Here is a 25,834-nt window from a genome sequence, read left to right as displayed (position 1 = left end):
GGTCAAGCTCTGTTGGATCGGACCACCCTCCAAACAACATAAAGGGCAGTGATCGCCGAGCCCCACAGCATGCCGGTCGCCAGCCAGCGGATGGACGGAACGACCAGCACCTGCTCCCCGCCGAAGGCGAGAAGCAGGGAACTGCCCACGAACAGACCACCGGTCATCATCCCCAGGGTGATCCGATTGATCATCCTGTTCACCTCACGGACGGAATCGTCGTCCAACCGGTTCACCACCACCCACTTCAGATCATTCCAGGCCAGTTTTTCCAGGATTTTGTTCAGTCGCCGGGGCAACGTGGCGACCAGTTTGGCGCCCTCCACGACCAAGCTTGCGTTGGCCCGGTAGTTGAACCGGCGGGCCAGCCATCGGCGCAGAATCTGCACGTCGGCCGACTCCACCGCCAGATGGTAACTGATCTCGGGACAAAGCCATCGCGCTGTTCCCTCAGCCGCCGAAAATCCCTTAGCCCACAGGGCCAGACCGTTGGGAATCCGGCAATAGTTACGCATGGCAACGGTGATGGCCTGGATCAACAAGTTTCCCCAGTTGTACTTGCTGGCCTGTTCGCTGTTGACATACCGGATGAAGACGGAACGAAGCTGATCCTTGAGGCGGACAGGGTCCGTATACGGCGTCGGTTGGAAGACGTCCAGCGCTGCTTCCGCGGCGTCTTCCGCCTGATTTAATCGAATATGGAGCAGCATGCGGAAGATCGCTTCCGTGTGGAGAGAGTCCATCCGGCCCACCATGCCCCAGTCAATGCCGATCACTTTTTTTGTGCGGCGATCCACCATGAGATTGGAACCGTGAGGATCGGCGTGGTAATATCCCTCGGAAAAGGTCTTGATGTAGTAATGGGCCAGATCCATCATCCGCTCAAAGCGTTCTTCAAAGGTGAAGAAGTCGACCGGAAACTCCTTGAGGTTCCATCCTTCCACATACTCCATGATCAGGACCGAGCGGAACGCATGGTAAACCTCGGGAACACCGATCGTTTCAAATTCCTCTCCAATCCGTCCGTGTTCCTCCATGTTGCGCGCCTCGACGCGCATATCCAACTCGTTCATCGAGCTGCTGTAATAGTCGTCGACCAACCCCGGCAGATCGACGACCGCCGCCAGCGGCGGCGGAAGCAGCTTGTGCAACCGACGGACCCATTTCCTGATGACGTCGATGTCTGTCTGAAACAGTTTTTCAACATTGGGTCGAACCACTTTGACCGCACACATGCGCCCGTCCTTCAGCCGAGCTCGGTACACCTGGGCCAGTGAAGCGGATCCGATAGGTTCCGGGTCGATCCATTCAAAGGTCTCCAATCCATCGGGCAGCTCATCGTCCAGTACGACGGCGATATACCGAAACGGCATCGGGGGAATCTCGTCCAGCAATTTCACCAGTTCTGCCGTGATCGGTTCGGGGATCAATTCCTGTCGGGTGACCAGCACCTGCCCCAGCTTGATGAAGGTGGGACCCAGCTCCTCAAAGGCGAGGCGCAGGCGACGACCGATCTGATGCAATTCCCGGTCTTCTTCCGGTGAGACCAGTTTCCCCGGAAACCACCGGAACATCTTCCGATCCGACAACAAATAAAGAAGCCCGTGTTTGGCTAGAACCTTCGCGATGGAGCGAAAGCGTCCGCCTTTCGTGATCGAATTCCGCATGCCCCGGATCTCTTGCCAGATCTTTTCCTTTTCCTCCGCGGTGAACGTTTCTCCCTTCACAACCGTCTTCTCTTCGGAATCCTCAAGGACCGGAGATACCACCGCTTTAATCCCTCCTTGGAGAACGGGTATCCTATCCCCACACCGCCTCCCTTGACGTAATGATCCATAGCTATTCCCTTAAAAAACTTCCTTTACTGTTTTTAAGGTTTCTTCACTCAGGTCGGAAAGCTCCTCCACCGACTTTCCATGGGCCCGCTCCAACAAGCTCATCCGGATATCGAATTGTTTCATGGCGTACTGAATCATTTCGTCCTTGTCCAAACCGAAGGGGAGAACCTCCACCTGACCGATCAACTCGTTGACCACGCCGATCGCCGTCGGCAGGAGAAACTCCATCCGCTTTCGGACGACGTCCCACACATGGTCGTGTTCGATGATGAGACGCTGGAGGAGATAAACACCGTAGGCAATGTGGCGAGATTCATCCCGCTGCAGGTATTCAAACGTCTTGACTGTTCCCGGCATCAGGCCCAAGCGTTTGTAGGAGCAGAATGTGGAATAATATCCCGTTTCCGCCAGCACGCCTTCGACGATCATGTTGTAGGTGACGGACGCCTCCGCCTGTGCTTCCGGCGAGGGATCGTGTATCAACCGCTCCATGGCTTGCGGCAGGTATTCGTAAAACAGCTTCCGGTAATTGTCGAGGTGATACACGGACAAATCCTGTCCAGTGACACCGGCCACCTCATCGAGGAAGCGTCGAAATGCTTCGGTGTGTTTTGCCTCTTCCCACAGAAATGTGGTCAAAAACATCTCTTCCTCGAGGCGTCCTTCCATGGAAATAACGCGGATCAGCGGAAGCAGGTCCCGAGTGACCGCTTCCTCTCCCGCCTGAAACATGGAACACAGGCGCAGGGCCATCTCCTTTTCAATTTCGTTAAACGTTTTCCAGTCTTTCCTGTCCTGGGTCAAATCGATGTCCTTCGGATCCCATACACCCAAAACTTTGGCTTTGTGATACAACCGCATGGGTAGAAGCGAATGATTCAGCCCTTTTTCGCTCGTGCTCTGCATCACGCGCATGTTTCTTCCCCCCGTTCTTTATTTCAGGGCTTCGGGAATCTCCGTATCCACTTTCAAAGCGTCCTCCAGCAGAGACTTGGCAGCCATCACATAGCCGGACAGAGTCGACAGGTCGCCTTTGACCAACTTCAGTCTGCCGCGCATCAGTGTCGAGATGGGCTCCAGTTTCCGCTCGAGGATCATTTTCCATGTGTAGGGATCGGCGCTGATGATGTACGGTGCATTTTCCAGATCTTCTTCCGTTGCCGCCCTGGCCTCCCGGCATTGGCCGTGCCACAGATCCAGATAGATGGCACGATCCTCCTCCAACCCGACGGACTCATCCTTTTCCACCCGCAGCACCAGCGGCCATTCCCAGGTTGCTGCCAACTTCCGATAGTTTTCGTTCCGGTTCAAATGTTTGGCCCATTCTTTTGCCCATTCGTCCGTGAAAGCCTCAAATGCCATCCGTACCCACTCCTTTACTCTTCCGACGATTTGGAACACGGTTTCAACACGGTATCCCCACACGGCATATAGGCGATGTCCTCTTTCGTGGCAACCCGCGCTTCGTGGCACTCCCCCCGGTAGGGGTCCAGATAGACGCTCTTGTCCCCGTTCCAGCCGACGGATGGGTCCTTTTCCATCGTCAGGACAGCGGCCATTCCCACGTCAGCGCCGCCTGCCTATACTGAACACTCTGATTGATCTTCTCTTTCCAGGCTTCAACCCATTCCTCGTCAAGCGCTTTCATTTCTGCCTCCTTTTTTACTTGTGTAAGGATTCCCTTTATTCTGAAAGATATCACTGCTCCAAATTGGCCCACATCCCCTGGATGGGGGGATTACTACCCCCATAATCAAGGGGGTTGACAACTTGACAAATGTAATAAAACTAAATAATTTCAAAATACGAATATATCAATATCACGCAATAAAAAGGAAGGTTCTGCCATGGAGAGTATCCTACCCACCCCAATCCTGACCCAGAAGGAAGTTCGACAAATTCTGAACACGTTGGTTCAGGGCTACCCGGAATGCGAGACCCGTTGGAGAGTGAAACTCTCGACGTTCAAGCTCTCCGGGGTGGAAAAGCGCGCGGTGAACGACGTATTCCAATTCCTCCTGGAGCGGCTGGACCGTTTCCTTTCCGATCCGGTCACCGGCGCCCGGCAGTTTCATGAACGGATCGCTTCCCATCCGGGTAAGCTCCGTCTGAGTCATATCATCCTCATCATCGGCGCATTGGAGGAGATTACGCTCGAGTTGATCTTGCAAAATCCCGACTTGGACATCCATGTCGGCTTTTGCTGGATTCATTCATCTCTGCTGAATTTGGCTTTTTCCGCCATACAGGAACAAGAGTTTCTCCACGGGTCGATGTCCGAAGAATCCGACCAATCAGGACAATTGTCGAAGCGGGACCCCATCCCTTTTAAAGAAGATCAGATACGCCTGTATGAAGCGATCATCCAATATGATGAAAACTTGCTCACCCTGAACGGGCTGGAAGATATACTCTCCTATACCGTCCGGGAGGTTTGCCGTATCGCCGGGTTCGCGCGGGCCGCGCTGTTTTGGTACACACCCATCACCCGTTCCCTGGATGGAATCTATTCTCACAACATCGATTTGGACGACATTCGGCGCATCCGGGAACTGGACTACAAGATACCCGGGTTGAAATACGTACTGAAGGAGAAAAAGCCCATCTATTTTCGAAACGTCAAGCATTACCTCCCATCTCACCACATTGAACACTTTCGGGTCACGTCCCTGGTGGTGGCCCCCCTGTACGGGAAGGATCCCTTCCCCCTCGGATTCTTACTCCTCGACCAGAACGGGCAACCCTTCCGGCCGGAACACCAGATGATGGAAACCGTCCACGCATTGATGAAGCGGACGTCCAAGGCCCTGGAAGCTCAGTTAAACCCGTCCCGTCCACCCCGCTTCCACACCCCTTCCGTCCTCAGTAACCGGGAACGGGAAATCCTGCAGCTGATTGCCGATGGCCACAGCACCAAATCTATCGCTGCCGAACTGTATATCAGCGAACACACCGTCGCCGAGTACGCCAACACCATCTTAAAGAAGCTGGAGGCCAAAAACCGGACCGAAGCGGTGGCCATCGCCCTGCGGAAGCAGTGGATCCGGTGAACTTCTAGGTTGAAGAGTCATACAAGCCTCCCGGCCCAAGGAACCGGAAAAAGCTGCATCCGTCGTCCCACTCGGCAGACCCGTTTCGTAACTCCGATCCACGTCGGATTCCATCGGACTGAAGGGAATGAATACGGGACATGCAAACAAAGGTCTCCATTCAGGAGAATGGGAGGCCGTGGGTGTTGACAAACCGGGATCATGACAATGTCTGTTTGTCATGACGGACCAGTCTCCCACGGCGTACCTATCGTGCGCTGTGGGTTTGTTTCCCTTCATCACCTCATCGGAAGGGATTTGCTCTCCGGTAAGAGAACGGGCCACCGTCGGACTGTGCGTTAGCTATCGTACCTGCCCATCGGCCATACACCAAATCACAAATGGCGCAAGAATGAGTCGTAATATTCCTAATAGACGGAAAACATGATGCGGTTGGAAGCGACTATTCCCTATTGCATTAAATAATTAGATTAAATGGAATATCATTATTGTATGAAAATTCCCGCTGTACACTGATACTCAACTTTACAGGGTAATACCAATAGAAATTATTGAAGGGATTCAGGAGCACTATTTTTCATTCCACGATTCATCCTGTTTAATGGACGAAATTCTGTAAATCCCGATTAAATCTTCCTTTAAAGTACTGTTGAAAGCCTTTTTTCTCTTCTTCCAGACAGTTAAGATGTAACTGGTTAATGGATGCTAGGTGGAAACCGAGGAGGGGTGATGATGCGAAAAATCGTATTCATTGTCACTGTCATATTTTTGATCGGCACCGTATTCACGGCTGTCACCATGGCTCAACCGGATCATGCTGAAACGAAAGATGCCCTATTGCCGGACAAATTCCAACAACTTTCCCGCAGCACCAAGTGGCAGCAAATAGAAAAGATCGATCTCCCATTCAATGTCTATCACCCACAAGGAATGACGCGAATTGGGGACCTGTATTACATGTCCTCGGTGGAAATCATCGAAAAACCGGTGAAATATGACCAACCCCGGGACGGATATGATCGCACGCCCGGAAAAGGGGTTGGACACCTGTTTGCCTTTGACAAACAAGGGAAACTCGTAAAAGACATCCAGCTGGGTGAGGGAATCATATATCACCCTGGCGGCATCGCATATGACGGCAAATACATTTGGGTGCCTGTGGCCGAATACCGTCCCAATAGCCATTCTATTATCTACAAAGTAGATCCCAAGACGATGAAGGCAGAGGAAGTGTTCCGGGTTAATGACCATATCGGCGGGCTGGTCCACGACGTTCGAAACGGAAAACTGATCGGTGTCAGTTGGGGTTCTCGGAAGTTCTATCTGTGGAATGAACAAGGGAAACAACTGCGTGTAGAAAACAATCCCAGCCACTTCGTCGATTACCAGGATTGTGAGGGTGTGGGCCAAGGAAAAATTGTCTGTAGCGGTATTTCGGAGCTGCCCAACCCTGCAACAAACAATTCCAACCCCTATGAGTTGGGCGGATTGGCCTTGCTTGACACGAACACGCTGGATATCCTCCACGAAGTACCGGTAACCGAATTTTCGCCGCAAGGACATGTTATTACTCGTAACCCGGTGTATCTGGAGAATACTGACCAAGGGTTGCGGCTTTATGCTGTACCGGATGACGATCACGCATCCTTGCTGGTGTATGAAGCGAACTAACGTGAAGGGGAACCAAAAGAAAGGGAGCCACATGCATATCGTGGCTCCTTTTTGATGTGAAGTCCCTTTGTACGATCGGCCACCTGTCGCAGGTGTTTTTCATTCTCCTTCCTCTTGTTTTTGCTTCAACCACTCCGGCCGCAACAGGCTCATGACCCACAAACTCCAGTATTCATCCCCGAACCGCCTGCATTCGCGTAACAATCCCTCTTTTTGAAATCCTACTTTCTCGTAACATCGGATGGCTGCATTGTTGAAATCAAAAACGCGCAGTTCAATCCGGTGCAGGTGCAGCGTTTCAAAGCCGTATCGAACCGCTTCCCGCACCATCTGTTCGCCCCAGCCTTTGCCACGGGCGTCAGGGCTAATCATGACACGGGCGATCGTACCGATTCGATTTCGAGGGTCGATGTTGCCCAATTCGATATGTCCCACCGTTCGGCCACTCGTTGGATCCACCGCTTTCCACACTTGCCGGCCCGGACTTTCCCACGACAGGTAATCGTCCAGTTGCCGCTCATCCAGCGGGAAAGTGAAACGTGGCCCGCCCCATTGCAGGAGAAACGCAGGGTTATCAACCCACTCCATTAATTGGGCATAATCTTCTTTGGTAAAGGGTTGGAGTGTGATCATGCCGATGCTCCTTTCACCCAGACAATTCCGATCCGGCCGACGCCGTAGCGTGAGCCCGGGCGGCCGCCCATTCCGTCCGCAGCAAACCGAATATGAGCTGATCGCCGTATTCCCTGTCGGATGTGCGGGAAGCCTGTTTCAAACATCCTTCCAACCGGAATCCCAAGCGATCAGGAATGGCGCGACTACGAGCATTGTCCGCGTGACAACGAATCTCGGCCCGATGGACCTGCTTCTCCTCGAAGAGATGATCCAACAACCGGATGACACAGCGTGTCACGATCCCCTTTCCTTCATACGCTTTCGCGATCCAGTAACCGATCTCGTAACTGCCGTAACCGTAACGGTCGGGGATTGCGCCGAGCGTGCCGATCAATTCCTCCCCCATCCAGATGCCGAAATGCATACCTAGACCTTGTTCATGCCGCTCTTGAACTTCTTCCAAAAAACGCATTGTATCCTCCACCTGGCGGGTGGTTTTGGCAAACGCCAACCACGGCAAGAGATGCTCCCGGTTGGCAACCACCAACTGAAAAAGTGCCTCGGCGTCGCTTTTATCCAACCATCGCAGTTCCACCCCGGTTCCGTCAACGGCCAAACGCATCGGTATTTTCCTCCTCGACTTCTTTCAGCCAAGATAAGAAGAGGTCCGCGTGTTCGGGGTGACAGGCCAAAACACAGCGTTGTCCCGGCATCCCATCCCACTCCCTTCCAGAAAACTCCACCACGGCGGCTCCCGCTTCCCGGGACAACAGCAGTCCTGCGTTCAAATCTTCCCCTTCCGAGTCATAAACGAAAACAGCATCCAGGTCGCTTCGTGCCAGCATCGCCCATACCAACGTGGGAGCCCACAGACGCAGGGTGCGTTTCACCCTGTTCTCCAGCATTTGCCGCAATCGAACCGCGCCTGCCTCCTGTCCGACATGGTAGCCTTGGATCCAACCCACCGTCATCTGCTTCGGATCGTCCACACGCTTTCGCACCCGTAACGGTTGGGAACCGCATACGGCACCACGATCACGCTCGGCGATGTACACCCGTTCCTGATGACTGTCCACAATCACACCGAGTACCGGCCGTTCGTGGCGGCACAACGTGATCGACACGCCGTACAACGGCAGACCGATAACGAAGTTATTGGTTCCGTCCAACGGATCGATCTGCCATATCCATTCCGATTGGCCATCGGAGGTGCCCATCTCTTCACTATGGATGACATGATCGGGAAAATGTCGCCGAATGGTATTCACGATTGCCCGCTCCGCCCTAATGTCCACTTCTGTCACGACATCACCGTGATCCCCCTTCTCATAAACGTGAAAATCCTGTTGAAAAGCGTTTTTGGCAATTCGCCCCGCCTCTATCGCCGCTTTCACCGCAACGGCTTTAGCTGTCTCCAACAGGGTGGTCATGCTCCATCCTCCCCGATCGCGTCGTTCTACTTCCACACTTCCATCCGCTTCGCCAGATTGCCCGTATGCAGTTCCAATTGCGTTCCGTCGGGATCGAGGAAATTGACGGTCCACCCTTGCCCGCGAAGAACGGGGCCGCGTACGATGGTCACGCCGTTCTGCTTTAACTGTTGAACGGCTTCGTCGAAATCCGATTCGGCAATCGAAAACGCCACGTGATCCACTCCTGCCGTTTTCTCTGAGGCATCAGATTGGCTTTCTCCACCAGACACACCCAGGCACCGCCCCCGTCCAGATAGGCGTCGGTCCGACCGAGATGAACCAGCTTCATCCCCAAGACATCCCGGTAAAATGCCAAGGAACGTTGCAAATCCCTTACCCGAATCGTCACATGGTTGAAACCGGTCAGCTTCATCTTCGCTCCCCTTTCACGGAAACGGAGAATGCACTGCCGTCCAGCAAACTGTCTACGGTCAGCTCCTCCAACGAATCCAATCGCAATTCATACTCCCCAAGATTGAGTCCCGCCGTCATCGGATTGGGTACCACCAAACAACGCAATCCCGCCCGTTTGGCCGCCAACGCCCCGTTAGGTGAATCTTCCACTGCCACCGCTTCTTCCGGCCTGACGCCCAGTCGGGATATCGCCAGCAGGTACAAAGCGGGATCGGGTTTGACATATTCCACATCGTCGGCTGTACATACACAATCAAAATGGGACAGCAGGTCCAACATCGTCAGGCGGTGCAGGATCACTTCCCGGTCGGAACTGGATGCCAGCCCCACCTTCAATCCTTTTGCTTTTGCCTCCTGTAAAAGACGCTCCACTCCGGGAAGGGGGCGCTGTTGCTCGACCATCTTCTGATGTCGCGCCCGCCATCTTTGATGGATGGCTTTCTTGTCCAGCGGGCGGCCAACACACGATTCCAAGTAACCGAGCGGGTCAAATTCACCCCCTCGTGTTCCGATGCACTTGCACCACTCGTCCAGCGGCAGCTCAACACCATACTCCTGATAGATTTCCTTCAAGGTGAGATAGGCCGGTGTTTCCGTATCCAAAATGGTCCCGTCAAAATCAAACACCAATGCGCGAATCATGTCCCCACTCCTCTTCTCTCTTCCCCGCGGATCTTAATCCGGAGGCTTCCTTTACTCAGCGGTCTCCGGTCCCTGCCCACTACTTGGTACGGGATTTCCGCGACGAATGAGCGATCAAAGGGATTGGGTTCCAACCGCAATACATGGGAACTCTCCCAAACAGGATGATAATGGGAAGGTCCCAACTTGACGCCGTCCCGATACCATGGATGGGTATTCTCTCCCGTTTGGTTAAAACAGAGAAACAGTGAAAGATTATCACACACTTGCAGCAGGTGCAGGTTTTGCTTCAGTCGGCTCCGGTCTTCATCCGAAAAATGACGCATCAACGCCTTCTGGCGTTCGAGCTCCCGTTCCCTGAAAGCCAGGGCCTGCGGTTCATCGCTGTCGACAAAAAAGGAAGCGTAATGCATACTGCACAAACAAGCAGCATACCTATCTCTCTTTTCTACCCGGTCGATTCCTTCCCGATACGTAACCAGTTTGGGTTCCAGCGGAAAATTTTCGAACGAATACGGAGCATCTGCGGTTTCGTTCCAATGGATCGTGTGATCCAGCGTCTGCCAGCCTACATCGTGGTATTCAATTGCATAAACAACGGATGGGTACGGTTCAGGTCGATTCCGCCAATGCCGTGCCATCAAGCCGGAAATCCGCGCATGGTCATGTTGTCGGATCAATACAAACGCTTCCCCCTGACGACGGACAATCATCAGTGTTACCCCTTTCTCAGGAACTGCAGTATATCTGGTCACTCCGGGGATGTAAGTTGACGGGGCGAATGATCAGTTACACCCTTCCGGTTCTATCAACGTACGTGGCCAGAAGATGATTCATGTCGACTACCATTTTTCCACCCGTGTATTGACAAGATGTTGCATTCTATTATTCCAAAAATAATAGGAAATAGAAAGAGGAAAGTTCCTTTCACGAGGTACTCGCACAGTATTACCGCCATTGCGATCACGGCGAAGTGAGCGAATAGGAGACAACCGGATCACCCCAACCGTTTTCAAAAACCAGCTGTCGCCAATCCATACGGAATTTCCAACCCTTCTCCTCCAACATCGGTTTGGATCGGAATTCGACAGGATATCCCACGCACAGATAGGCGACCAACTCCACTCCATCCGGCAAACCGAGCAGTTTTTCCACTTCCCGTTTCTCCAACAGGCTCACCCAACCTACTCCGACCCCTTCGGCACGAGCGGCCAACCATAGGTTCTGCACGGCCAGACAGGTGCTGTATACATCCGTCTCTGGCATGGGAGCACGTCCCAACACAAATGGCGCGTCCCGCCGGTGATCGCATGTCATCGCCAGATTGATCGGTGCTTCCATGATGCCTTCCAACTTCAGCCGGCTATATAATGCTTGCCGTTCGTCGTCGGTCAACTTCGCCCATTCGTTTTGATTCACTCGTTCAAATGAAGCCTTCACCTGCTGACGCAATTCCCTGGACGTGATCAAAATGAAATTCCACGGTTGCATAAAACCCACCGAGGGAGCGTAATGCGCCGCTTCCAACATGCGTGCCAGCACCGGTTCAGGTACGGGATCGGGCAAAAAGTGGCGGATATCGCGTCGTTCCCTGATCACACGGTAGATGATTTCCTTTTCTTGCTGAGTATAAGAAGGATGCATTACCGGATCCCCTTTCATCATTGCTATTGGAATGATTTCCGCTTATAATAGCGGTTTCCATTCACCATGAATAATGAGGATTACTCTTGTTGTTTTCACTTGAACGATTTTTCGCGAACAGAACGAGGGACTCCTTCTTTTTTAGATACTTCGAGTTTTGGAAAAACGAACGAAATCCTTGCCATTTCAATGGGCAGATGAAAGCGAGCATTGCTTGGTATCCTGATCTGAGACACGGACAATTTTTCTAAGCTTGGACGAATCCTTCGTGGATGGATGTGGGTTTTCACGCCGCCCACGACGACCAAAGGGAGTACCCTTGGTAGCCGTGTGGAGCAAGTCACGAGGATGTCATCCCTCCGACACCGCAGGAAAAAGTGGCGTTGGTTACCCTTTGACGAAGAAGCGAGGAAGCCCGCCTTCAATTGAAGGAACTGTTTGGCGAAGAGGGTTTCACCGCGTTGGAGCGAGTATGGATTCGTCCACCGCTGGAGATCAACGGCATCGTCAGCGGCTACTATGAAGAAGGCGGCAAACGATTCTTCCGGCCACCGTCTATGAGTCAGCATTCAGTATGCGGTGTCACTTCATCCGAGCTGGAGGGTCCATCCCAGTGGTGGAAACACTCTCCCGGCTGTTGCAGGTGCCGGTAGTCCTGATGGGATCCGGCCTGCCCGATGCCAATGTTCACTTTCCCAATGAGTTTTTCTTGCTGGACAACTTTGACAAGGGGTTGCGAACACTGGTCTACTATTGGAGGCACTTGCCCGACGTGGAAAGAAAAGAGGATTTAACGAAAAACCCGCAGAGCGCTCGTTTGCTCTGCGGGTAAAAAGCATACAACGACTAGCTATGACGATTGTGTATTAAAAGAAGCCCCGTGGGTTTTTGTCGTAGGAAATCAGTAAGTTTTTGGTTTGCCGGTAATACTCCAGCATCATTTTGTGATTTTCTCGGCCGATACCGGATTGTTTATAACCACCGAAGGCGGCATGAGCCGGGTACAAGTGGTAGCAGTTGACCCATACCCGACCCGCTTCGATCTTCCGGGCGATTTGGTATACTTGGTGCATATCCCGGGTCCACAGGCCGGCTCCGAGGCCGTAGAGTGTATCGTTGGCGATCTCCAAGAGCTCGTTTTCGTCTTTAAAGGTGGTTACCGAAACGACGGGTCCGAAGATCTCCTCCTGGAAGATCCTCATTTTGTTGTGCCCTTTGAACACGGTGGGTTGGATATAGTACCCTTCGGGATAATGCGGGTTTTCAAAGGGCTTGCCACCGGCCAGAAGCTCGGCACCCTCTTGTTTTCCTAACTCAATGTAGCTCAAGATTTTCTCAAACTGATCACGGGACGCCTGCGCCCCCATCATCGTCTCGGGATTGAGGGGGTCTCCCAACTTGATTTTGGCTACCCGTTCTAATGCCTTTTCCATAAAGGCATCGTAGATCGATTCCTGAATCATGGCCCTGGAGGGGCAAGTGCAAACCTCCCCTTGGTTGAGAGCGAACATGGTAAACCCTTCAAGAGCCTTATCCAAGAAGGAGTCGTCTTGAGCCATGACGCTTTCTGTGAAGATGTTGGGCGATTTGCCCCCCAACTCCAAGGTGACAGGTGTGATGTTCTCCGATGCGTACTGCATGATCAAACGGCCGGTGGTCGTCTCCCCGGTGAAGGCCACTTTGCCCACTCTGGGAGAGGAAGCCAGTGGTGCGCCCGCTTCGGGACCGAAGCCGTTAACGATGTTGATCACACCGGGCGGCAAGAGATCGGCAATCAGCTCGGCAAAGAGCATAATCGTCACTGGCGTCTGTTCTGCGGGTTTCAAGACGACACAGTTACCGGCAGCCAATGCGGGAGCCAGCTTCCAGGCGGCCATCAGCATGGGGAAGTTCCAGGGGATGATCTGCCCGACCACGCCGATGGGCTCTTTGATATGCATAGACAAAGTGTTTTGATCCAGTTCGGCTACGCTGCCTTCCTCACCGCGAATGACCCCGGCGAAATAGCGAAAGTGGTCGATAGCCAAGGGAAGGTCGGCGTTCAGTGTCTCCCGGATGGGCTTGCCGTTATCCCAAGTTTCGGAGAGGGCCAGCTTTTCCAGGTTTTCTTCCATGCGGTCTGCGATTTTCAAGAGGATGTTGCTCCGTTCCGTCGCCGAGGTGTTGCCCCATTTTTCCTTGGCCTCATGGGCTTTATCCAGGGCCAGTTCAATGTCTTCTTTTCTGGAGCGCGCCACCCTGGTGAAGGGTTTTCCGTCGACAGGGGAGATGGATTCAAAGTATTCCCCATTCACGGGGGGAACCCATTCTCCTCCGATGAAGTTGTCGTATTTCTCCTTGTATTGAACGAGGCTCCCTTCTGTGTTTGGAGCTTTATACCCAGCAAGGATCGTGCTCATGATTCATTCCTCCATTTTAAATTGGTCTTATTGTTGTACGATCAACTTGAGGTTTTGAAATATCGACAATTGGGGTACGGAAAACCCGTTTTTCTTGCTTACAATTTGAAAACCAGTCGAGCCTTCGCTTGTGCTTTTTCCACTTCTTCAAAGGCTTCATGAACCTGATGAAGATGTCGGGTTTCAGAAACAACTTTTGTCCGTCTGGCCGCGTGCAATTGGAACGTTTCCTCCAGATCGGTACGGGTTCCCACGATGGAGCCGATGACCTGGATACCGTTGAGGACGGTCTCAAAAATGGGCAGCTTTACGTGGTTGTCCGCTGGCAGCGCAACGAAGACGAGACGGCCGCCCCGACGCAGGGAATAAAAAGCCTGTTCAAAAGCCTTGGGTGCAACAGCCACACTAATAGCCGCATCCGCCCCGCCCAGCTTCTTGATTTCTTCCACAGGGTCTTGGGTACGGGCGTTAACCACATAGTCCGCTCCCAACTCCTTGGCCAGCTTCAGTTTCTCATCGAACAAGTCCACAGCCACCACCGCCGCACCTGCCACTTTGGCATACTGCAAAGCCAGGTGACCCAACCCACCGATGCCGAAGATGGCCACCAGATCGGAAGGACGGGCGCCGGACATTTTCACCGCCTTGTACGTGGTCACTCCAGCACAGGTCAGTGGAGCCGCATCCAACGGGCTGACACCGTCGGGCACCTTGGCGATATGTTTGGCGTAACCGATGGCGTATTCGGCGTGGGTGCCGTCAATGGAGTAACCGGTGTTCAACTGGGATTCGCACAGGGTTTCCCAGCCGGAGTTGCAGTATTCACACATTCCGCATGCGTAACCCAGCCAGGGGAGGGCCACACGGTCCCCTTCCTTGATTCCTTTGACGCCCTTTCCGACAGCTTCCACAATCCCGATTCCTTCGTGCCCCGGAATAAAAGGCAGTTTCGGTTTAATCGGCCAGTCCCCTTTAGCCGCATGGATATCGGTGTGGCATAATCCTGACGTTTCAATTTTCACGCGAACCTGACCCTCTCCCGGTTCCGGAATATCCACCTCTTCGATACGAATGGGTTCATGAAAGTTCCGTACCACCGCCGCGAGCATTTTTTTTGCCATCTTTTACTCACCCCTTGAAAAATAATTGAAAGCATTTTCAACAAAAGATATGAGCAATCATTGTGCCAACACAAAATACCCAAGATTTTGAGGATTCCAGTACGATTGACCATGTTCACGTGACAATACATTGTTTTCATTTGGTACATCGTTCAATAACGTATTTGGATTATAATAAGAACAGAGGAGAGTCAGATGCCGTTCCACCTTAAGAGGGAAAAAGATGGGGAGGTGAATAATTAATGAAATTTTCTAAAATAAAAGAAGAAACAATATCCTTGATCAGTTCCTGGGACCGCAGCAAGTCATTCGGAGTGGATCCGCTCCATGTCGAAAACGACCTGTTGACAGGCGGGGAATTGGAAGATCGAAAAGATCGTCTCCACGATTTGTTTCACACATCGTCGTTCGTATTGGACAACCTCTATAAGCAACTGAAAAACACCCCATTCATGGTTCTCGTCTCCGACGCTGACGGTTATATTCTCAAATCGTGGGGGAACTCTCCTTTTACCAATCGAGCGAGAAAGGTTTGGTTGGATGCCGGGGCCAATTGGCATGAAAAAGTGAAGGGAACCAATGCCATCGGAACAGCTATCATTGAAAAAAAGCCCATCAGTGTTGTCGGCGAACAGCATTACTGCCGGGAGAACCATTTTTTGTGCTGCTATGCCGCTCCCCTATATTCTCCAACAGGGGAATTACTGGGCGTATTAGATGTGAGTGGAGATGTCCGTCATCATCAGGCCCACACCATGGGGATGGTCATCGCGGCCGCCCAAGCGTGTCAAGCCCACCTTTTGCTGGAGAGCGCTAAGCGGGAATTGACCCTTTGTATTCAGGAAACGGACACAATTTTTGATTGGTACGGCCAACCCCTCCTCTCCGTTGATCGTGACGGAGTGATCACCCGAATCAACCAAGATGCGTCCAGGATCTTTGGCCTGCCTCCAGAGAAGTGCATCGGTCAGCACTTATCCCGCTGGTTTAGCCGGAAGGATATCGATGAGATTCTCTCGGCAAAGGGTCCGTCTTTTGTTGAGCCAAAATTGAAAACGGATTCATCAGGAGGGGAAGAAATCAAAAAGTGGATTGTACGTCCTGTCCGGGATCAACGGGATCGGGTGATACGTACAGTGTTAAGTCCGAAGCCGTTGGAGAGAAAAGAACATGTGCAAAAAGTGAATGTGCAGGAAGTAAAGGAGCAAAGCCTCACACGAGAAAGCGACATCATCTGCAACTGTCCCAAAGCCAAAGAGGTGTTCCGTCTCGCATCGGTGGTGGCACCCACCGATGCTACCATACTCATTCAGGGGGAGACCGGCACGGGCAAGGAAGTAATCGCCCAGTCGATCCACCGGGCAAGCGGCCGTTCCGGTCCTTTGGTGGTCGTCAACTGCGCTGCAATCCCGGAATCCCTCATTGAATCGGAGCTGTTCGGCTATGAAAAAGGAGCTTTCACCGGGGCAAAGAACGAAGGCCACCAAGGGAAGTTTGAGGCGGCGGACGGGGGAACCCTCTTTCTGGATGAGATTGGGGAACTGTCCTTAGCCTCTCAAGCTGCTCTACTGCGTGTGTTAGAGGAGAAACGGGTGACAAGAATCGGTTCCCATCGCTCCAAGCCGGTGGATGTCCGCATCATCGCCGCCACCAACCGGACATTGTCCCAAGAGGTGGAGGAAAACCGGTTTCGGGCGGATTTGTATTACCGCCTTTGTGAAATTGAGCTCTTTTTGCCACCACTCCGGGAGCGCTCAGATCTGTTTGATTTGGCGGAGCATTTTCTGGAGGAGATGGCCAAAGAACTGGGAGTGCCCCACATCTCGCTTGATCAAATCGCCCGCGAGAAAATCGCCGGGTACAGTTGGCCGGGCAACATCCGGGAACTCCGACAGGTTCTCCGTCAAGCGGCGTACCGGGCGTGCCTTTTGCGCCGGACTTCTACGATTACGGTACAAGACATCTCACTGCCGAGGGAGAAGGTATTCCAGCCTTCTGTTCATTCCAAATCAGGACTTTGGAACCAACAGGAAGTAGAAACGCTGAAAATGGCGATTGAAAAGACAGAGGGAAATCTGTCGCAAGCGGCCCGTCTTCTCGGGATCAGCCGCACCACCTTGTACAGAAAGCTGAGTCAGTATCCCCAAATCCGGAAGCTGAGAAAAGAGGTTTTGAGAAATTAAGAGAACACTTTCATCTCTCCATTAAAAGGGGAGACGAAAGCGCTTTGGTCGGGACGTTGCCAAAAAAACCGCAGAGCGTTTGCGTTGGCTCTGCGGGATTGTTCCAACCTGTATTCGGATCACGCGATACTGTTTCTCATATCATCAAATAACCTGTGGGCACCAAAAAGAGATACGGTGCCGTGATGATCCCCATCGCCAGTCCTACACGAAACGCCGCCGGTTCCACCACTCCTGCTCTCCGGGCCAACCAACGATTCACCATGAAGATGAGTGTGCCGCATACAGCAACGATCAATGCCAGCACGATCACCGACACGGGATCTTTCCAAACCCAGAAAAAGTCGATCTCGATGGCGAAAAATCGGTACAATACATCATTCAATAGGAATAACAACCCGACCCCGATCAGATCGACGACAAACCCCATCACCCACGCCTGTAAAATAAGCTTTCTCAACTTCCCTCCATCCAACACTACCCCATTGCGTTTCAACGTCAAATAGATGACACTGCCGTCAATCAGCAGGTTGCCCAGCAAAGGGATCAAGGTAAACGGCGGGATGAATATCGCCATCCAAATCGGAAAAATCACATTATATAAGATCGGTACTCTTTTCACGCCTATTTCTCCTTATGATTTGGTTGGGTTAACTCATCAAATCGTTCCTCCATGTACTCCTTATCAAAGGAACTATACCAACGTCTTTGTTCCTCATCCAAAATACGATAGTGACGGGAAATGATATTCTGCTGCAGAATGAAGCCTCCCCGACGCTCTTTTTCGATCCACCACACCTTTCCTCCCCATGTTTTGGGTTTATGCCATTCGCAATGCGTATGGGCAATTGTCTGAACTACTTCCAATGGATCCCCTCCCAAGGCATGTTGCAAAAACGAGCTGTTGGCAAACAGCGCGCATAGCGCCACCACTATCGTCCAGCTCGCTTTTTGCCGACCTTTTTCAATTTGGACCAGCGTCTTTTTGGAGATGCCCAATTTTTCCGCCATCTCCTCCTGTGTGTAACCGTATTCAGCACGTACTAGTTTCATCTGTTGCGAGAGTTGTTGAATCAGCTCATCTTTGTTCACAAAAAGTAACCTCCGTTAACTTATAGTGTAATTTTACACTTGTCACTATGGAGTGTCAATTTGTACTTTATCAAAAATTCAACCCGCCTGATCACGATGTCCGTGAAAAGTCGGGTTGAACGAATCGGAAACTGCTTCACTCCATATCTGTCATTTCACCCCGTGCAACAAAACGGCCTTCAGGCAAAACGAACGGGGATTGCCATCTTCGGCAAATGTGATGCGGAATGACGCTTGACACAATAGAGAGGCAGTTTTCAGCATCTGGACCAGCTTCTCCCGCACTTCATACGGCGTGCCTGAACGCTCCACCCAGCTTTGAAACTGTATTGGCAAATCCCATTTCATGATTTCTCGATAGAACAAACCGTGCTGGGTCAACAGATCTTGCCACTCGGACAGGGAACTTTCGCGAACATGAGACGGATCGCGCAAACGGTTCAGCTGATTGACAAACACATCCAACTCCGTTTCCTCAGGTGCGTAATGATCCACCAACAAGAATATTCCGCCCGGTTTCAGTACTCTGGCTATTTCCCCCACCGCTTTTTTCAGATCAGGGAAATGATGAGCTGCAAAACGACAGGTAACAAGGTCGAATGAGGCTTCCTCGAAGGGGAGATTTTCAGCATCCCCCACTTGGAACTGCACATTGGATACGCTGGGTGCCCAACAAGTGCAACAATGTCGTTTTGCCGCTGCCGGAGAGCCCCATGATTCCGACGAACTCCCCGGCTTCCACTCTCAGATCAAATCCATCGAGTGCCCGATGGGAAGCGGCCCCACCTCCACCGTAAATTTTGGTCAACTGTTTGGCCTCCAACAAAGGCAAACCTTATCCCTCCTTGCCCCGTTTTGGAAGATATCGTGACCAAAAAAATGAGTTGTCTATCATGTCTGAAAAATTTCCTCACTCTCCCCTTACTCCCCATTCATCCCCTGTTGAAATGATACAAAGGTCCGTCAAATCACCTGTTCTCCCTGGTATCTCAGCGTCACACACGTACCTTCTCCCGGCGTGGATGTGACGCTTACATGGTGGCCCAAGCGCTCCGTCACCTGTTTCACCAGATACAGACCTACCCCAGTGGCATGGGTAAAGCGGCGTCCGTTTTCCCCGGTGAAAAACGGATCGAAGATCCGCGGGGGGTCTTGGGGCGGGATGCCGGGACCATCGTCGCTGATAGTCAGCACCACCTCTCTCCCCCCCCGGTGCAATCCAAAGCGGATGTACTGCCCCTCCTTGTCCGCTTGTGAACCGTATTTCAGCGCGTTGGACAAGATTTGTTCCAGGATCACCTTGTTCCACTTCGGGTCGGTATACACTGGCCATTCTCCCTGTTCCGCGTCGATCCGGGGGAAGATCCCGAGCCGGATCATGGTTCGTTTCCGGGCATCGATCACCTCTTTTACCTGTTGCAACAGATCGGTACGCCGGTTATGCACATCCAAAGCAAAATCCTGCAATCGGGCCATGTGAAGCACCGTATCCAACCCTTCGGCCAACTTTTCCACCGCCTCTTCCGTTTGCAACCAACGTTCCCGTTCATCAGCAGTCTGGGGTCGTTGTTGCTGACACAACAGAGAAAGCCCCGATAATGGTGTTTTCATCTGATGCACCCACAAATGCACAAAATCCAGGTGCTGACGATAACCCAACTGATACGACTGGAGTTGTTCCCGGTAACGCTCATGTAGTCGTTCGATCCATCGGGCAGTCAAATGCTGGGAAGGGTATCGTCAAACGGATAACGGGACAATTCGTCCATTGTCTCTGCCTGTTGAACGGTACGGCGCAAATACTCCATTTTGCGATACCAGCTGAAAAAGCGAGCGGCAAGAAACGACAACAGACATCCGCCCGAAAGACATGCCCCATACAGAATTTCGTTCCAGAACAGCTGGAGAGGGTGCCGATCCCATGCGCGAGCCACAGCGAACCAGATCAGCAGCACCGCCGTATTGACCGTATAAATGGCAATCCAATGCTTACATTCCTTCAGATATGAAATGATGGACCTTGTCACGGTTTCTTCACCAACCGATTCGTATTCAGCTGGTATCCCCATCCCCGGTGCGTGACAATCGCATCGTCGATCCCCCAACGGGCCAGTTTCTTTCGCAACCGCGTGACGTTCACGGTTAACGTATTGTCGTCGACAAAGGCGACATCCTCCCACAACGCTGTCAGGCACTCTTCCCTGCTCACCACCTGATCAGCGTGTTCCATCAACAGCGCCAACAGTTTCACCTCGTTTTTGGTCAAGGTTTGCAATTCTCCCCGCCACACCATCTCCGCAGCATTCAGGCGAAGACACAAATCACCCCGACACTGCTCATGAACGGGCTGTTCGGCCGATGCGTATTCCCCGTATGTACGGCGCAACATCGCCCTGATTTTGGCCAACAACACCTCGAGATGAAACGGCTTGGTCACGTAATCGTCTCCACCGCTTTCCATTCCCAGCACCTGCTCCATCTCGCCTGTACGACCGGACAAAAACAGAATCGGTACCGACGAGTGACGTCGGAGTTCCCTGCACAGATGAAACCCGTCTTGATACGGTAATTGCACATCCAAAATGATCAAATGGGGCTGAAGTTCCCTGACCGTTTCGGGTATTCGCTCAAAATCGGTGGCCGTCACCACCCGGTACCCATAACGGGTCAAAAAGTCTCGGACGGAACCGGCGATGATTGGATCATCTTCCACGATGAAAATGGTGTAGGACATCATGGGACCTCCATGCCAAAACTTCCAAATCAGATATTTTCATTCTACATCTTGGAGAATGACCCTGCCCATATGTTCGATCCTGTCCATCGTGTACATGAAACCGATTCTCCCTTGACAACGATGGTTTTATGGCTAACATGATGAGTAATGATTAGTATCTGGTACTAATTTTGATTGAAGGGGAATGGGAATGAATTTCTCAAACACCAAGATCAGGTCAAAGGCGAGAATTACTGCCATCGGTACCTATACACCGTCAAAGAAACTGACCAACTTCGACCTCGAAAAAATAGTGGATACCTCTGATGAGTGGATTGTGCAAAGAACCGGCATCCGGGAAAGACGGATTGCCGATGAAAATGAATTTACGAGTGACATTTGTGTAGCAGCAGTCAAAGACATGGTCCAACATCATGGCGTGAAGTTGGATGATGTTGATTATCTGATCGTGGCCACAACGACGCCTGACACTCCGCTTCCCAGTGTGGCCAGCCAACTTCAAGCGAAATTGAATTTACCCTCTTCCCTTGGGGCCATTGATATCAGTGCTGCATGCGCCGGATTTGTACAGGGATTGCATCTTGCGAATGCGCTGATTACCTCCGGGTTGCATCGGAAAGTGCTCGTGATTGGAGCGGACACCCTGTCCAAAGTGACGGACTACACCGACCGCACCACTTGCATCTTGTTTGGCGACGGAGCCGGGGCTGTCCTGGTAGAATACGATGATGCCAATCCTAGCTTTCTCTACTCTTCCACCTCAACGGAAGGAAAAGCGGCCATTCACCTGTATTACTCCGGCATTGCCAACAAACTTCTCGACAAAGACATCATTACCAATGGGAAGATCGTCCAAAACGGAAGAGAAATTTTCAAAATGGCCGTTAACACACTGGTGAATGAAATACCCAAACTGATAGAGAAAGCAGGCATGTCCCTGTCGGATGTCAATTGGTTCGTCCCTCATAGCGCCAATATCCGCATCATCGAAGCTGCTTGTGACAGACTGCATTTCCCGATGGAGCGGGTGTTGTTCAGCGGTGAGTTCTACGGTAACACTTCCTCCGCCACCATCCCATTAGCCTTGAAGATGGGGATGGAACAAAACAAGATCAAAAAAGGGGATATCCTGTTGTTATCCGGCTTTGGTGGCGGTTTTGTTCACTCCAGCACGTTAATCCGTTGGACGGTGTAAGCAGCATAGATAAAAAGCCGATCCCCGGCAGAAGGGGACCGGCTTTTCTCATTTTTCATCCGGCTTGATCACCCATACCACTTTTCCATTGCTCCGACTAAAAGGAACGGGCCCGGTAATCAATGCTGGCTTTCCGGTAGTCTCCCAGCACAAACACATGCTTCGGCGGAATTTTGACGGGAATGAAGTTGTAGAATTCCTGCTACGCCTTCAGGTACGGTTTCCCGTTGATCAATATGCGATTGTCGCTGCCCTGGATTGTCTCCCCAGGCATGCCAACAATGCGTTTGATACGCTCCATCTTTTTTCCGGAACGGTATACTCCGGTACATTTTTGTCTAGCAACAGATCCTTAAAAGAAATGGTTTCCAATATAGCAATCGCTTCGGGATAATCCCAATATTATGTAGTAGGATCGGTTTTGATCTTATCGAAACTTTCTACCAGTTCTTGTTCGCACCCATTCGATATATTGGACAAATCGTTAGCCATTAATAGTACTTCCCCCTTATGGCCACTGCTCAGGAACTTTATTGCTCTTCAACCCGGAATCCGCCGGATCTTTACCGCGATGAATGAAAAATTGAAGGCGACGTCCATTTTGCGCAACTAGTAATCCTGCGGCACTAAATCCTCGATGATTGAACCATTCAATGCTTCCTTGTCGATGGGAGCAGGTTTGAAACATACGATTCCGTCCTTTACACTTGATGATGTCGACTTATTCTGATGACCTGCTACCTTTGTCAGCAGTCTCAGAACAGGACCTTTTGTTGACCTCGCATCCGCAAATGGTAGGGAATTGGTGGCCAAGTCCATGCGACACGACACAGTCCTGTTGCCACGGCCACCTGTAGGGTTGACCGGACACAAAAGAAACGGTACCATGTTTTCTCGTCGCTTCCTTCGCTGAAAACGAAGGAAGCCGGGGCGAAATGCGTCGTCACTACTCTCAGGGCGAAAGGAGTGGTACCTATGTCAACAATCGGTATTGCTGCGGAAACCCGTCGGATTGACGCACTTCTGCTCCGTGAACTCTACTTCGGACCCAAAACCTACTGGGAGCTGATGCGGGCAGGGCAAGCCCAGACCCATCAGGTACTGGAATCCCTGCAGTCTCTTATGGAAAGCGAGCTGGTGGCCTACAACGACAACCGCTTCGTGCTCACCGAGACGGGACGTCGACAAGCAGAAACGCTGAGACTGGAACGAGTAGCCAAACAACGCTGTGAGGCCTGCGGCGGGCGCGGCATCGTTCTACGGCCGCCTTTCGACCGTATCCTTGCAGATTTCAAGGAGATCGTAGCCATACGCCCCAAAGCAACGCCTGACTTTGACCAAGGGTACGTGACGCCAGAGACCACCGTGCTACGGTTGGTCCTGATGGCTCAACAGGGTGATCTGGTGGGCCGCGACCTGCTGTTGCTGGGCGACGACGACCTTACGGGGATTGCGGCCGCGCTCTCGGGGCTGCCGCGGCGCATCTGCATCTTGGATGTGGACGAGCGCATCGTCAGCTTCATCCGTGACGTGGCCCGGGATCGTGGTTGGGACCACGTTCACACCGAGTTCTACGACGCGCGGGATGGACTACCTTCCCACCTCCGTGGCCAGTTTGATGTGTTCTTCACGGATCCGGTTGAGACCGTCAAGGGACTCCTGCTCTTCCTGAGTCGCTGCACAGAGGGGCTGCGTGGGCCCGGTGCCGCTGGCTACTTTGGCCTCTCTTACCTGGAAGCCTCCTGGCGGAAGTGGCGGCAGATCCAGCGGGGCATTCTCGACATGGGCTTTGCCATCACGGACATGCTGGGCGCATTCCAAGACTACCTGTTGGAGGACATTGTAGCCCGGGGTTACCCGGTGGCACGCATGGCACCTGTGCCGGTCAAGGAGCCCGATATTCCCTTTTACGTCAGCACCGTCTATCGCCTGGAGCTGGTCGAGAAGCCGCGGCCCCTCTACTCTGGCCGAGTGGAGCTTGGGCGGGACCTCTACTACGACGAAGAAGCCTGCGTCACCCTGCAAGAATAACCTGGTTACGCCTCAGGCTGTTTTAGACTGTGAGTTCCCAGTTGATATAAGGTAGAGCGGGCACCAAAAGGTGCCTGCTTATTTTAATATTCCTGTTTGAATTGGTAGAAAAGAAAAAGTTCGCAAACTGTGAGGACTTTATCACTAGAGAAATACCCATAGCACTTGCCGCCTTTTTACGCTTTTCGACTTGCCTATTGCACTAGGGAAATGCCAATAGATCGGCGGATCGTTTTTGATTTGGTGGATGTCACTCAGCAGTTGTTGTTCACTCTCTTTCGCCATAATGACCAAATGGGACAAATCATTCGCCATTGACCACTCCCCCTTACGGCCACTGCTCAGGGACTCTGCTGCTTTCTTTTTGGAGCAAGTATTCGACTTTCTTGGAGATCACTTGTGGAACTCTACGTTCGTGATTACTCACTGTTTCCTTTCAAAATTAATCATTCATAGTTTTACAAAAAATAATCGAAAAAGTGGATTTGACGTGATAGATGCAATGAAAAACCCTCCAGCAATGTTTCCATACTGGAGGGTGTCTGATCCAAACATCAATGCTCAACCACCAAGTCTGCTTTCCTCTTCATGAAATCCCAGTCGTTGTAATACATCTGTGCCACTAGGATGTTGGGGCCGGTGCAACGAGCAGACGGGCAGTAGCAGTGATGTTTCCGGGCGACCGGATGGGAGAGCCAGCGATTGAAGACGTCGGTCAGACGATCCGTGTGAATGTTGCCCAAAGGTGGAACATCGCCAAAGTCGGTAACGATGATGTCTCCGGTAAAAACATTGATGTTGAGCCGGTTACGTCCGTCGGGGTCGTGGCGGACGGTGATGTTGGGCTCGCGGTGAAGCCGCAGCCACAGTTCGCGGTCCTCCGGACGGTCGCTGCACGGATAGAACGGCAGGGTGCCGAACAAGATCCACACATCGGGATCGCGCTGATCGACCAAACGGAGAATGGCCTCCCGCAGTTGATCCAAACTGAGAAGTTCCATACTCTTGGCGAAATCGCTCGGGTACAGCGGGTGCACCTCATGGCGAACACACCCCATCTCGACGATGTGCCGGTGCATTAGCGGGAGATGGGGGGCGGTAAACGGGCTGATCAGCGATTCCGCAGAGACGAACACGCCTGCTTTGGATAATGCCCGCGCGTTATCCACCATCCGGTTGTACAGCATTTCCGCCGTTTTGAATGGAACCTCCTGTTTGGAATGGGCAAACACAATGCGGTGAAAGTCCTCCGGCCCCCGGTAGTTGTAAGAAATATGCAACACGTCCAGGTCTTCGATCCAGTCTTCGTAACGCGACAGGTGCAGGGTCAGGTTGGAGTTGAGTTGGGTGTAGATCCCCCGCGAACGGGCGTAGCGCAATAAGGGACGGATCGTCTCCTTTACCACTTGCGGGTTGAGGATCGGTTCGCCGCCGGTGATGCTGATCGTACGCAAGGTTTCCACTTCGTCCAGCTTGCGGATCAGCTGATCGACGGGGATGGGGATGCCCTCCCGCTCTACCAACATTTCCCCCACCGCGCAATGCTCACACCGTAGATTGCAAAGCTGGGTGACAGTGAATTCCACACTGGTCAGTTCGTATCGCCCTTTTTCGCTGCGTGTATACCAAGGGTCCCAGGGGTCCCAATCCGGTGTGATCGGCCGTCGATCTGTTTTCGGCGTCACGGTTTTCATCATCTTGATCCCCTCGATTCTCCAGAATGCGCACGA

The 25,834-nt window shown here is 52.2% G+C and carries 29 protein-coding genes and 1 pseudogene; 7 read left to right on the top strand and 23 right to left on the bottom strand.

What is annotated here, in order from left to right:
- Positions 1–2: 2 nt before the first annotated feature.
- The 4 genes from NWF35_RS16275 to NWF35_RS16260 all read right to left on the bottom strand — a co-directional run bounded on the left by NWF35_RS16275 (position 3) and on the right by NWF35_RS16260 (position 3,403).
- Complete coding sequence (locus NWF35_RS16275) at positions 3–1,769, bottom strand: ABC1 kinase family protein (protein ID WP_301240555.1); 1,767 nt, start codon at positions 1,767–1,769, stop codon at positions 3–5.
- Positions 1,770–1,847: 78 nt separating this feature from the next.
- Entirely contained in the window at positions 1,848–2,753 is a 906-nt protein-coding gene (locus NWF35_RS16270; RefSeq protein WP_301240553.1) for a R2-like ligand-binding oxidase, read from the bottom strand.
- An 18-nt stretch (positions 2,754–2,771) separates the two neighbouring features.
- Complete coding sequence (locus NWF35_RS16265) at positions 2,772–3,200, bottom strand: SCP2 sterol-binding domain-containing protein (RefSeq protein ID WP_301240551.1); 429 nt, start codon at positions 3,198–3,200, stop codon at positions 2,772–2,774.
- 14 nt (positions 3,201–3,214) lie between these two features.
- On the bottom strand, positions 3,215–3,403 hold the full coding sequence (locus NWF35_RS16260) for a hypothetical protein (protein WP_301240542.1): 189 nt from the start codon (positions 3,401–3,403) through the stop codon (positions 3,215–3,217).
- A 282-nt stretch (positions 3,404–3,685) separates the two neighbouring features.
- Here NWF35_RS16260 and NWF35_RS16255 point away from each other — a divergent pair, with 282 nt between their 5' ends.
- Both NWF35_RS16255 and NWF35_RS16250 read left to right on the top strand, forming a co-directional pair.
- Entirely contained in the window at positions 3,686–4,888 is a 1,203-nt protein-coding gene (locus NWF35_RS16255; RefSeq protein ID WP_301240540.1) for a LuxR C-terminal-related transcriptional regulator, read from the top strand.
- A 732-nt stretch (positions 4,889–5,620) separates the two neighbouring features.
- Positions 5,621–6,559, top strand: coding sequence for a DUF6454 family protein (locus tag NWF35_RS16250; protein ID WP_301240539.1), 939 nt, complete (start codon positions 5,621–5,623; stop codon positions 6,557–6,559).
- A gap of 99 nt (positions 6,560–6,658) precedes the next feature.
- Here the strand turns inward: NWF35_RS16250 and NWF35_RS16245 are convergent, their stop codons facing one another.
- The 7 genes and pseudogenes from NWF35_RS16245 to bluB all read right to left on the bottom strand — a co-directional run bounded on the left by NWF35_RS16245 (position 6,659) and on the right by bluB (position 11,346).
- Positions 6,659–7,192, bottom strand: coding sequence for a GNAT family N-acetyltransferase (locus NWF35_RS16245; RefSeq protein WP_301240537.1), 534 nt, complete (start codon positions 7,190–7,192; stop codon positions 6,659–6,661).
- 13 nt (positions 7,193–7,205) lie between these two features.
- Complete coding sequence (locus tag NWF35_RS16240; RefSeq protein WP_301240535.1) at positions 7,206–7,796, bottom strand: GNAT family N-acetyltransferase; 591 nt, start codon at positions 7,794–7,796, stop codon at positions 7,206–7,208.
- Positions 7,780–8,604 carry an inositol monophosphatase family protein gene (locus NWF35_RS16235; RefSeq protein ID WP_301240533.1) on the bottom strand — a complete coding sequence of 275 codons (825 nt, stop codon included), beginning with the start codon at positions 8,602–8,604 and terminating at the stop codon, positions 7,780–7,782. Before NWF35_RS16235 ends, NWF35_RS16240 begins: the two co-directional genes overlap by 17 nt.
- Before the next feature lie 26 nt (positions 8,605–8,630).
- A pseudogene (locus NWF35_RS16230) lies at positions 8,631–9,019 on the bottom strand (VOC family protein).
- Entirely contained in the window at positions 9,016–9,702 is a 687-nt protein-coding gene (locus tag NWF35_RS16225) for an HAD family hydrolase (RefSeq protein WP_301240531.1), read from the bottom strand. The pseudogene NWF35_RS16230 and the gene NWF35_RS16225 overlap by 4 nt, the downstream one beginning before the upstream one ends.
- Positions 9,699–10,415, bottom strand: coding sequence for a DUF3891 family protein (locus tag NWF35_RS16220; RefSeq protein ID WP_301240530.1), 717 nt, complete (start codon positions 10,413–10,415; stop codon positions 9,699–9,701). Before NWF35_RS16220 ends, NWF35_RS16225 begins: the two co-directional genes overlap by 4 nt.
- A gap of 250 nt (positions 10,416–10,665) precedes the next feature.
- Complete coding sequence (gene bluB / locus NWF35_RS16215) at positions 10,666–11,346, bottom strand: 5,6-dimethylbenzimidazole synthase (RefSeq protein ID WP_301240528.1); 681 nt, start codon at positions 11,344–11,346, stop codon at positions 10,666–10,668.
- Positions 11,347–11,807: 461 nt separating this feature from the next.
- Between bluB and NWF35_RS16210 the strand changes: the two genes are divergently transcribed.
- Both NWF35_RS16210 and NWF35_RS16205 read left to right on the top strand, forming a co-directional pair.
- The gene (locus NWF35_RS16210) at positions 11,808–11,999 is read left to right on the top strand and encodes a hypothetical protein (RefSeq protein ID WP_301240527.1); all 192 of its coding nucleotides are present in this window, start codon (positions 11,808–11,810) and stop codon (positions 11,997–11,999) included.
- The gene (locus NWF35_RS16205; RefSeq protein WP_301240526.1) at positions 11,960–12,178 is read left to right on the top strand and encodes a hypothetical protein; all 219 of its coding nucleotides are present in this window, start codon (positions 11,960–11,962) and stop codon (positions 12,176–12,178) included. Before NWF35_RS16210 ends, NWF35_RS16205 begins: the two co-directional genes overlap by 40 nt.
- A gap of 34 nt (positions 12,179–12,212) precedes the next feature.
- On the opposite strand, the gene exaC is transcribed toward NWF35_RS16205, so the two are convergent.
- Positions 12,213–13,745, bottom strand: a complete 1,533-nt coding sequence (exaC, locus tag NWF35_RS16200) for an acetaldehyde dehydrogenase ExaC (RefSeq protein WP_301240525.1) — start codon at positions 13,743–13,745, stop codon at positions 12,213–12,215.
- A gap of 98 nt (positions 13,746–13,843) precedes the next feature.
- Positions 13,844–14,854: an alcohol dehydrogenase AdhP gene (adhP, locus tag NWF35_RS16195; protein WP_301240674.1), complete on the bottom strand. Its 1,011-nt coding sequence runs from the start codon at positions 14,852–14,854 to the stop codon at positions 13,844–13,846.
- Between the two features lie 254 nt (positions 14,855–15,108).
- On the opposite strand from adhP, the gene NWF35_RS16190 reads away from it, so the two are divergent.
- Positions 15,109–17,049 carry a sigma-54-dependent Fis family transcriptional regulator gene (locus NWF35_RS16190; protein ID WP_301240524.1) on the top strand — a complete coding sequence of 647 codons (1,941 nt, stop codon included), beginning with the start codon at positions 15,109–15,111 and terminating at the stop codon, positions 17,047–17,049.
- A gap of 136 nt (positions 17,050–17,185) precedes the next feature.
- Here NWF35_RS16190 and NWF35_RS16185 read toward each other — a convergent pair whose 3' ends face one another.
- The 7 genes from NWF35_RS16185 to NWF35_RS16155 form a co-directional block, all read right to left on the bottom strand.
- The gene (locus NWF35_RS16185; RefSeq protein WP_301240523.1) at positions 17,186–17,671 is read right to left on the bottom strand and encodes a hypothetical protein; all 486 of its coding nucleotides are present in this window, start codon (positions 17,669–17,671) and stop codon (positions 17,186–17,188) included.
- Between the two features lie 2 nt (positions 17,672–17,673).
- Positions 17,674–18,141, bottom strand: coding sequence for a helix-turn-helix transcriptional regulator (locus NWF35_RS16180; RefSeq protein ID WP_301240522.1), 468 nt, complete (start codon positions 18,139–18,141; stop codon positions 17,674–17,676).
- A 150-nt stretch (positions 18,142–18,291) separates the two neighbouring features.
- Positions 18,292–18,780 carry a class I SAM-dependent methyltransferase gene (locus NWF35_RS16175; protein ID WP_301240673.1) on the bottom strand — a complete coding sequence of 163 codons (489 nt, stop codon included), beginning with the start codon at positions 18,778–18,780 and terminating at the stop codon, positions 18,292–18,294.
- On the bottom strand, positions 18,767–18,973 hold the full coding sequence (locus NWF35_RS16170) for an ATP-binding cassette domain-containing protein (protein WP_363321634.1): 207 nt from the start codon (positions 18,971–18,973) through the stop codon (positions 18,767–18,769). Before NWF35_RS16170 ends, NWF35_RS16175 begins: the two co-directional genes overlap by 14 nt.
- A 131-nt stretch (positions 18,974–19,104) precedes the next feature.
- A complete protein-coding gene (locus NWF35_RS16165; protein WP_301240520.1) occupies positions 19,105–19,863 on the bottom strand; it encodes a sensor histidine kinase in 759 nt (252 codons plus the stop codon).
- On the bottom strand, positions 19,860–20,168 hold the full coding sequence (locus tag NWF35_RS16160; protein ID WP_301240519.1) for a hypothetical protein: 309 nt from the start codon (positions 20,166–20,168) through the stop codon (positions 19,860–19,862). Before NWF35_RS16160 ends, NWF35_RS16165 begins: the two co-directional genes overlap by 4 nt.
- On the bottom strand, positions 20,165–20,878 hold the full coding sequence (locus NWF35_RS16155) for a response regulator transcription factor (RefSeq protein WP_301240517.1): 714 nt from the start codon (positions 20,876–20,878) through the stop codon (positions 20,165–20,167). The genes NWF35_RS16160 and NWF35_RS16155 overlap by 4 nt, the downstream gene beginning before the upstream one ends.
- Positions 20,879–21,068: 190 nt before the next feature.
- On the opposite strand from NWF35_RS16155, the gene NWF35_RS16150 reads away from it, so the two are divergent.
- Complete coding sequence (locus NWF35_RS16150) at positions 21,069–22,073, top strand: ketoacyl-ACP synthase III (RefSeq protein WP_301240515.1); 1,005 nt, start codon at positions 21,069–21,071, stop codon at positions 22,071–22,073.
- A gap of 202 nt (positions 22,074–22,275) precedes the next feature.
- On the opposite strand, the gene NWF35_RS16905 is transcribed toward NWF35_RS16150, so the two are convergent.
- Positions 22,276–22,374, bottom strand: coding sequence for a S26 family signal peptidase (locus NWF35_RS16905; RefSeq protein WP_363321633.1), 99 nt, complete (start codon positions 22,372–22,374; stop codon positions 22,276–22,278).
- Positions 22,375–23,048: 674 nt separating this feature from the next.
- Here NWF35_RS16905 and NWF35_RS16145 point away from each other — a divergent pair.
- Positions 23,049–24,104 carry a bis-aminopropyl spermidine synthase family protein gene (locus tag NWF35_RS16145; RefSeq protein WP_301240513.1) on the top strand — a complete coding sequence of 352 codons (1,056 nt, stop codon included), beginning with the start codon at positions 23,049–23,051 and terminating at the stop codon, positions 24,102–24,104.
- A gap of 144 nt (positions 24,105–24,248) precedes the next feature.
- Here NWF35_RS16145 and NWF35_RS16140 read toward each other — a convergent pair whose 3' ends face one another.
- Together NWF35_RS16140 and yfkAB are read right to left on the bottom strand one after the other, a co-directional pair.
- Positions 24,249–24,419, bottom strand: coding sequence for a hypothetical protein (locus tag NWF35_RS16140; RefSeq protein WP_301240512.1), 171 nt, complete (start codon positions 24,417–24,419; stop codon positions 24,249–24,251).
- Between the two features lie 239 nt (positions 24,420–24,658).
- The gene (yfkAB, locus tag NWF35_RS16135) at positions 24,659–25,798 is read right to left on the bottom strand and encodes a radical SAM/CxCxxxxC motif protein YfkAB (RefSeq protein WP_301240511.1); all 1,140 of its coding nucleotides are present in this window, start codon (positions 25,796–25,798) and stop codon (positions 24,659–24,661) included.
- Positions 25,799–25,834 lie beyond the last annotated feature (36 nt).

Source organism: Polycladomyces subterraneus (assembly GCF_030433435.1).
Taxonomy (GTDB): domain Bacteria; phylum Bacillota; class Bacilli; order Thermoactinomycetales; family JIR-001; genus Polycladomyces; species Polycladomyces subterraneus.
The sequence above is the reverse complement of the archived record's forward strand: the minus strand, read 5'-3'. Positions and strand labels throughout refer to the sequence as shown.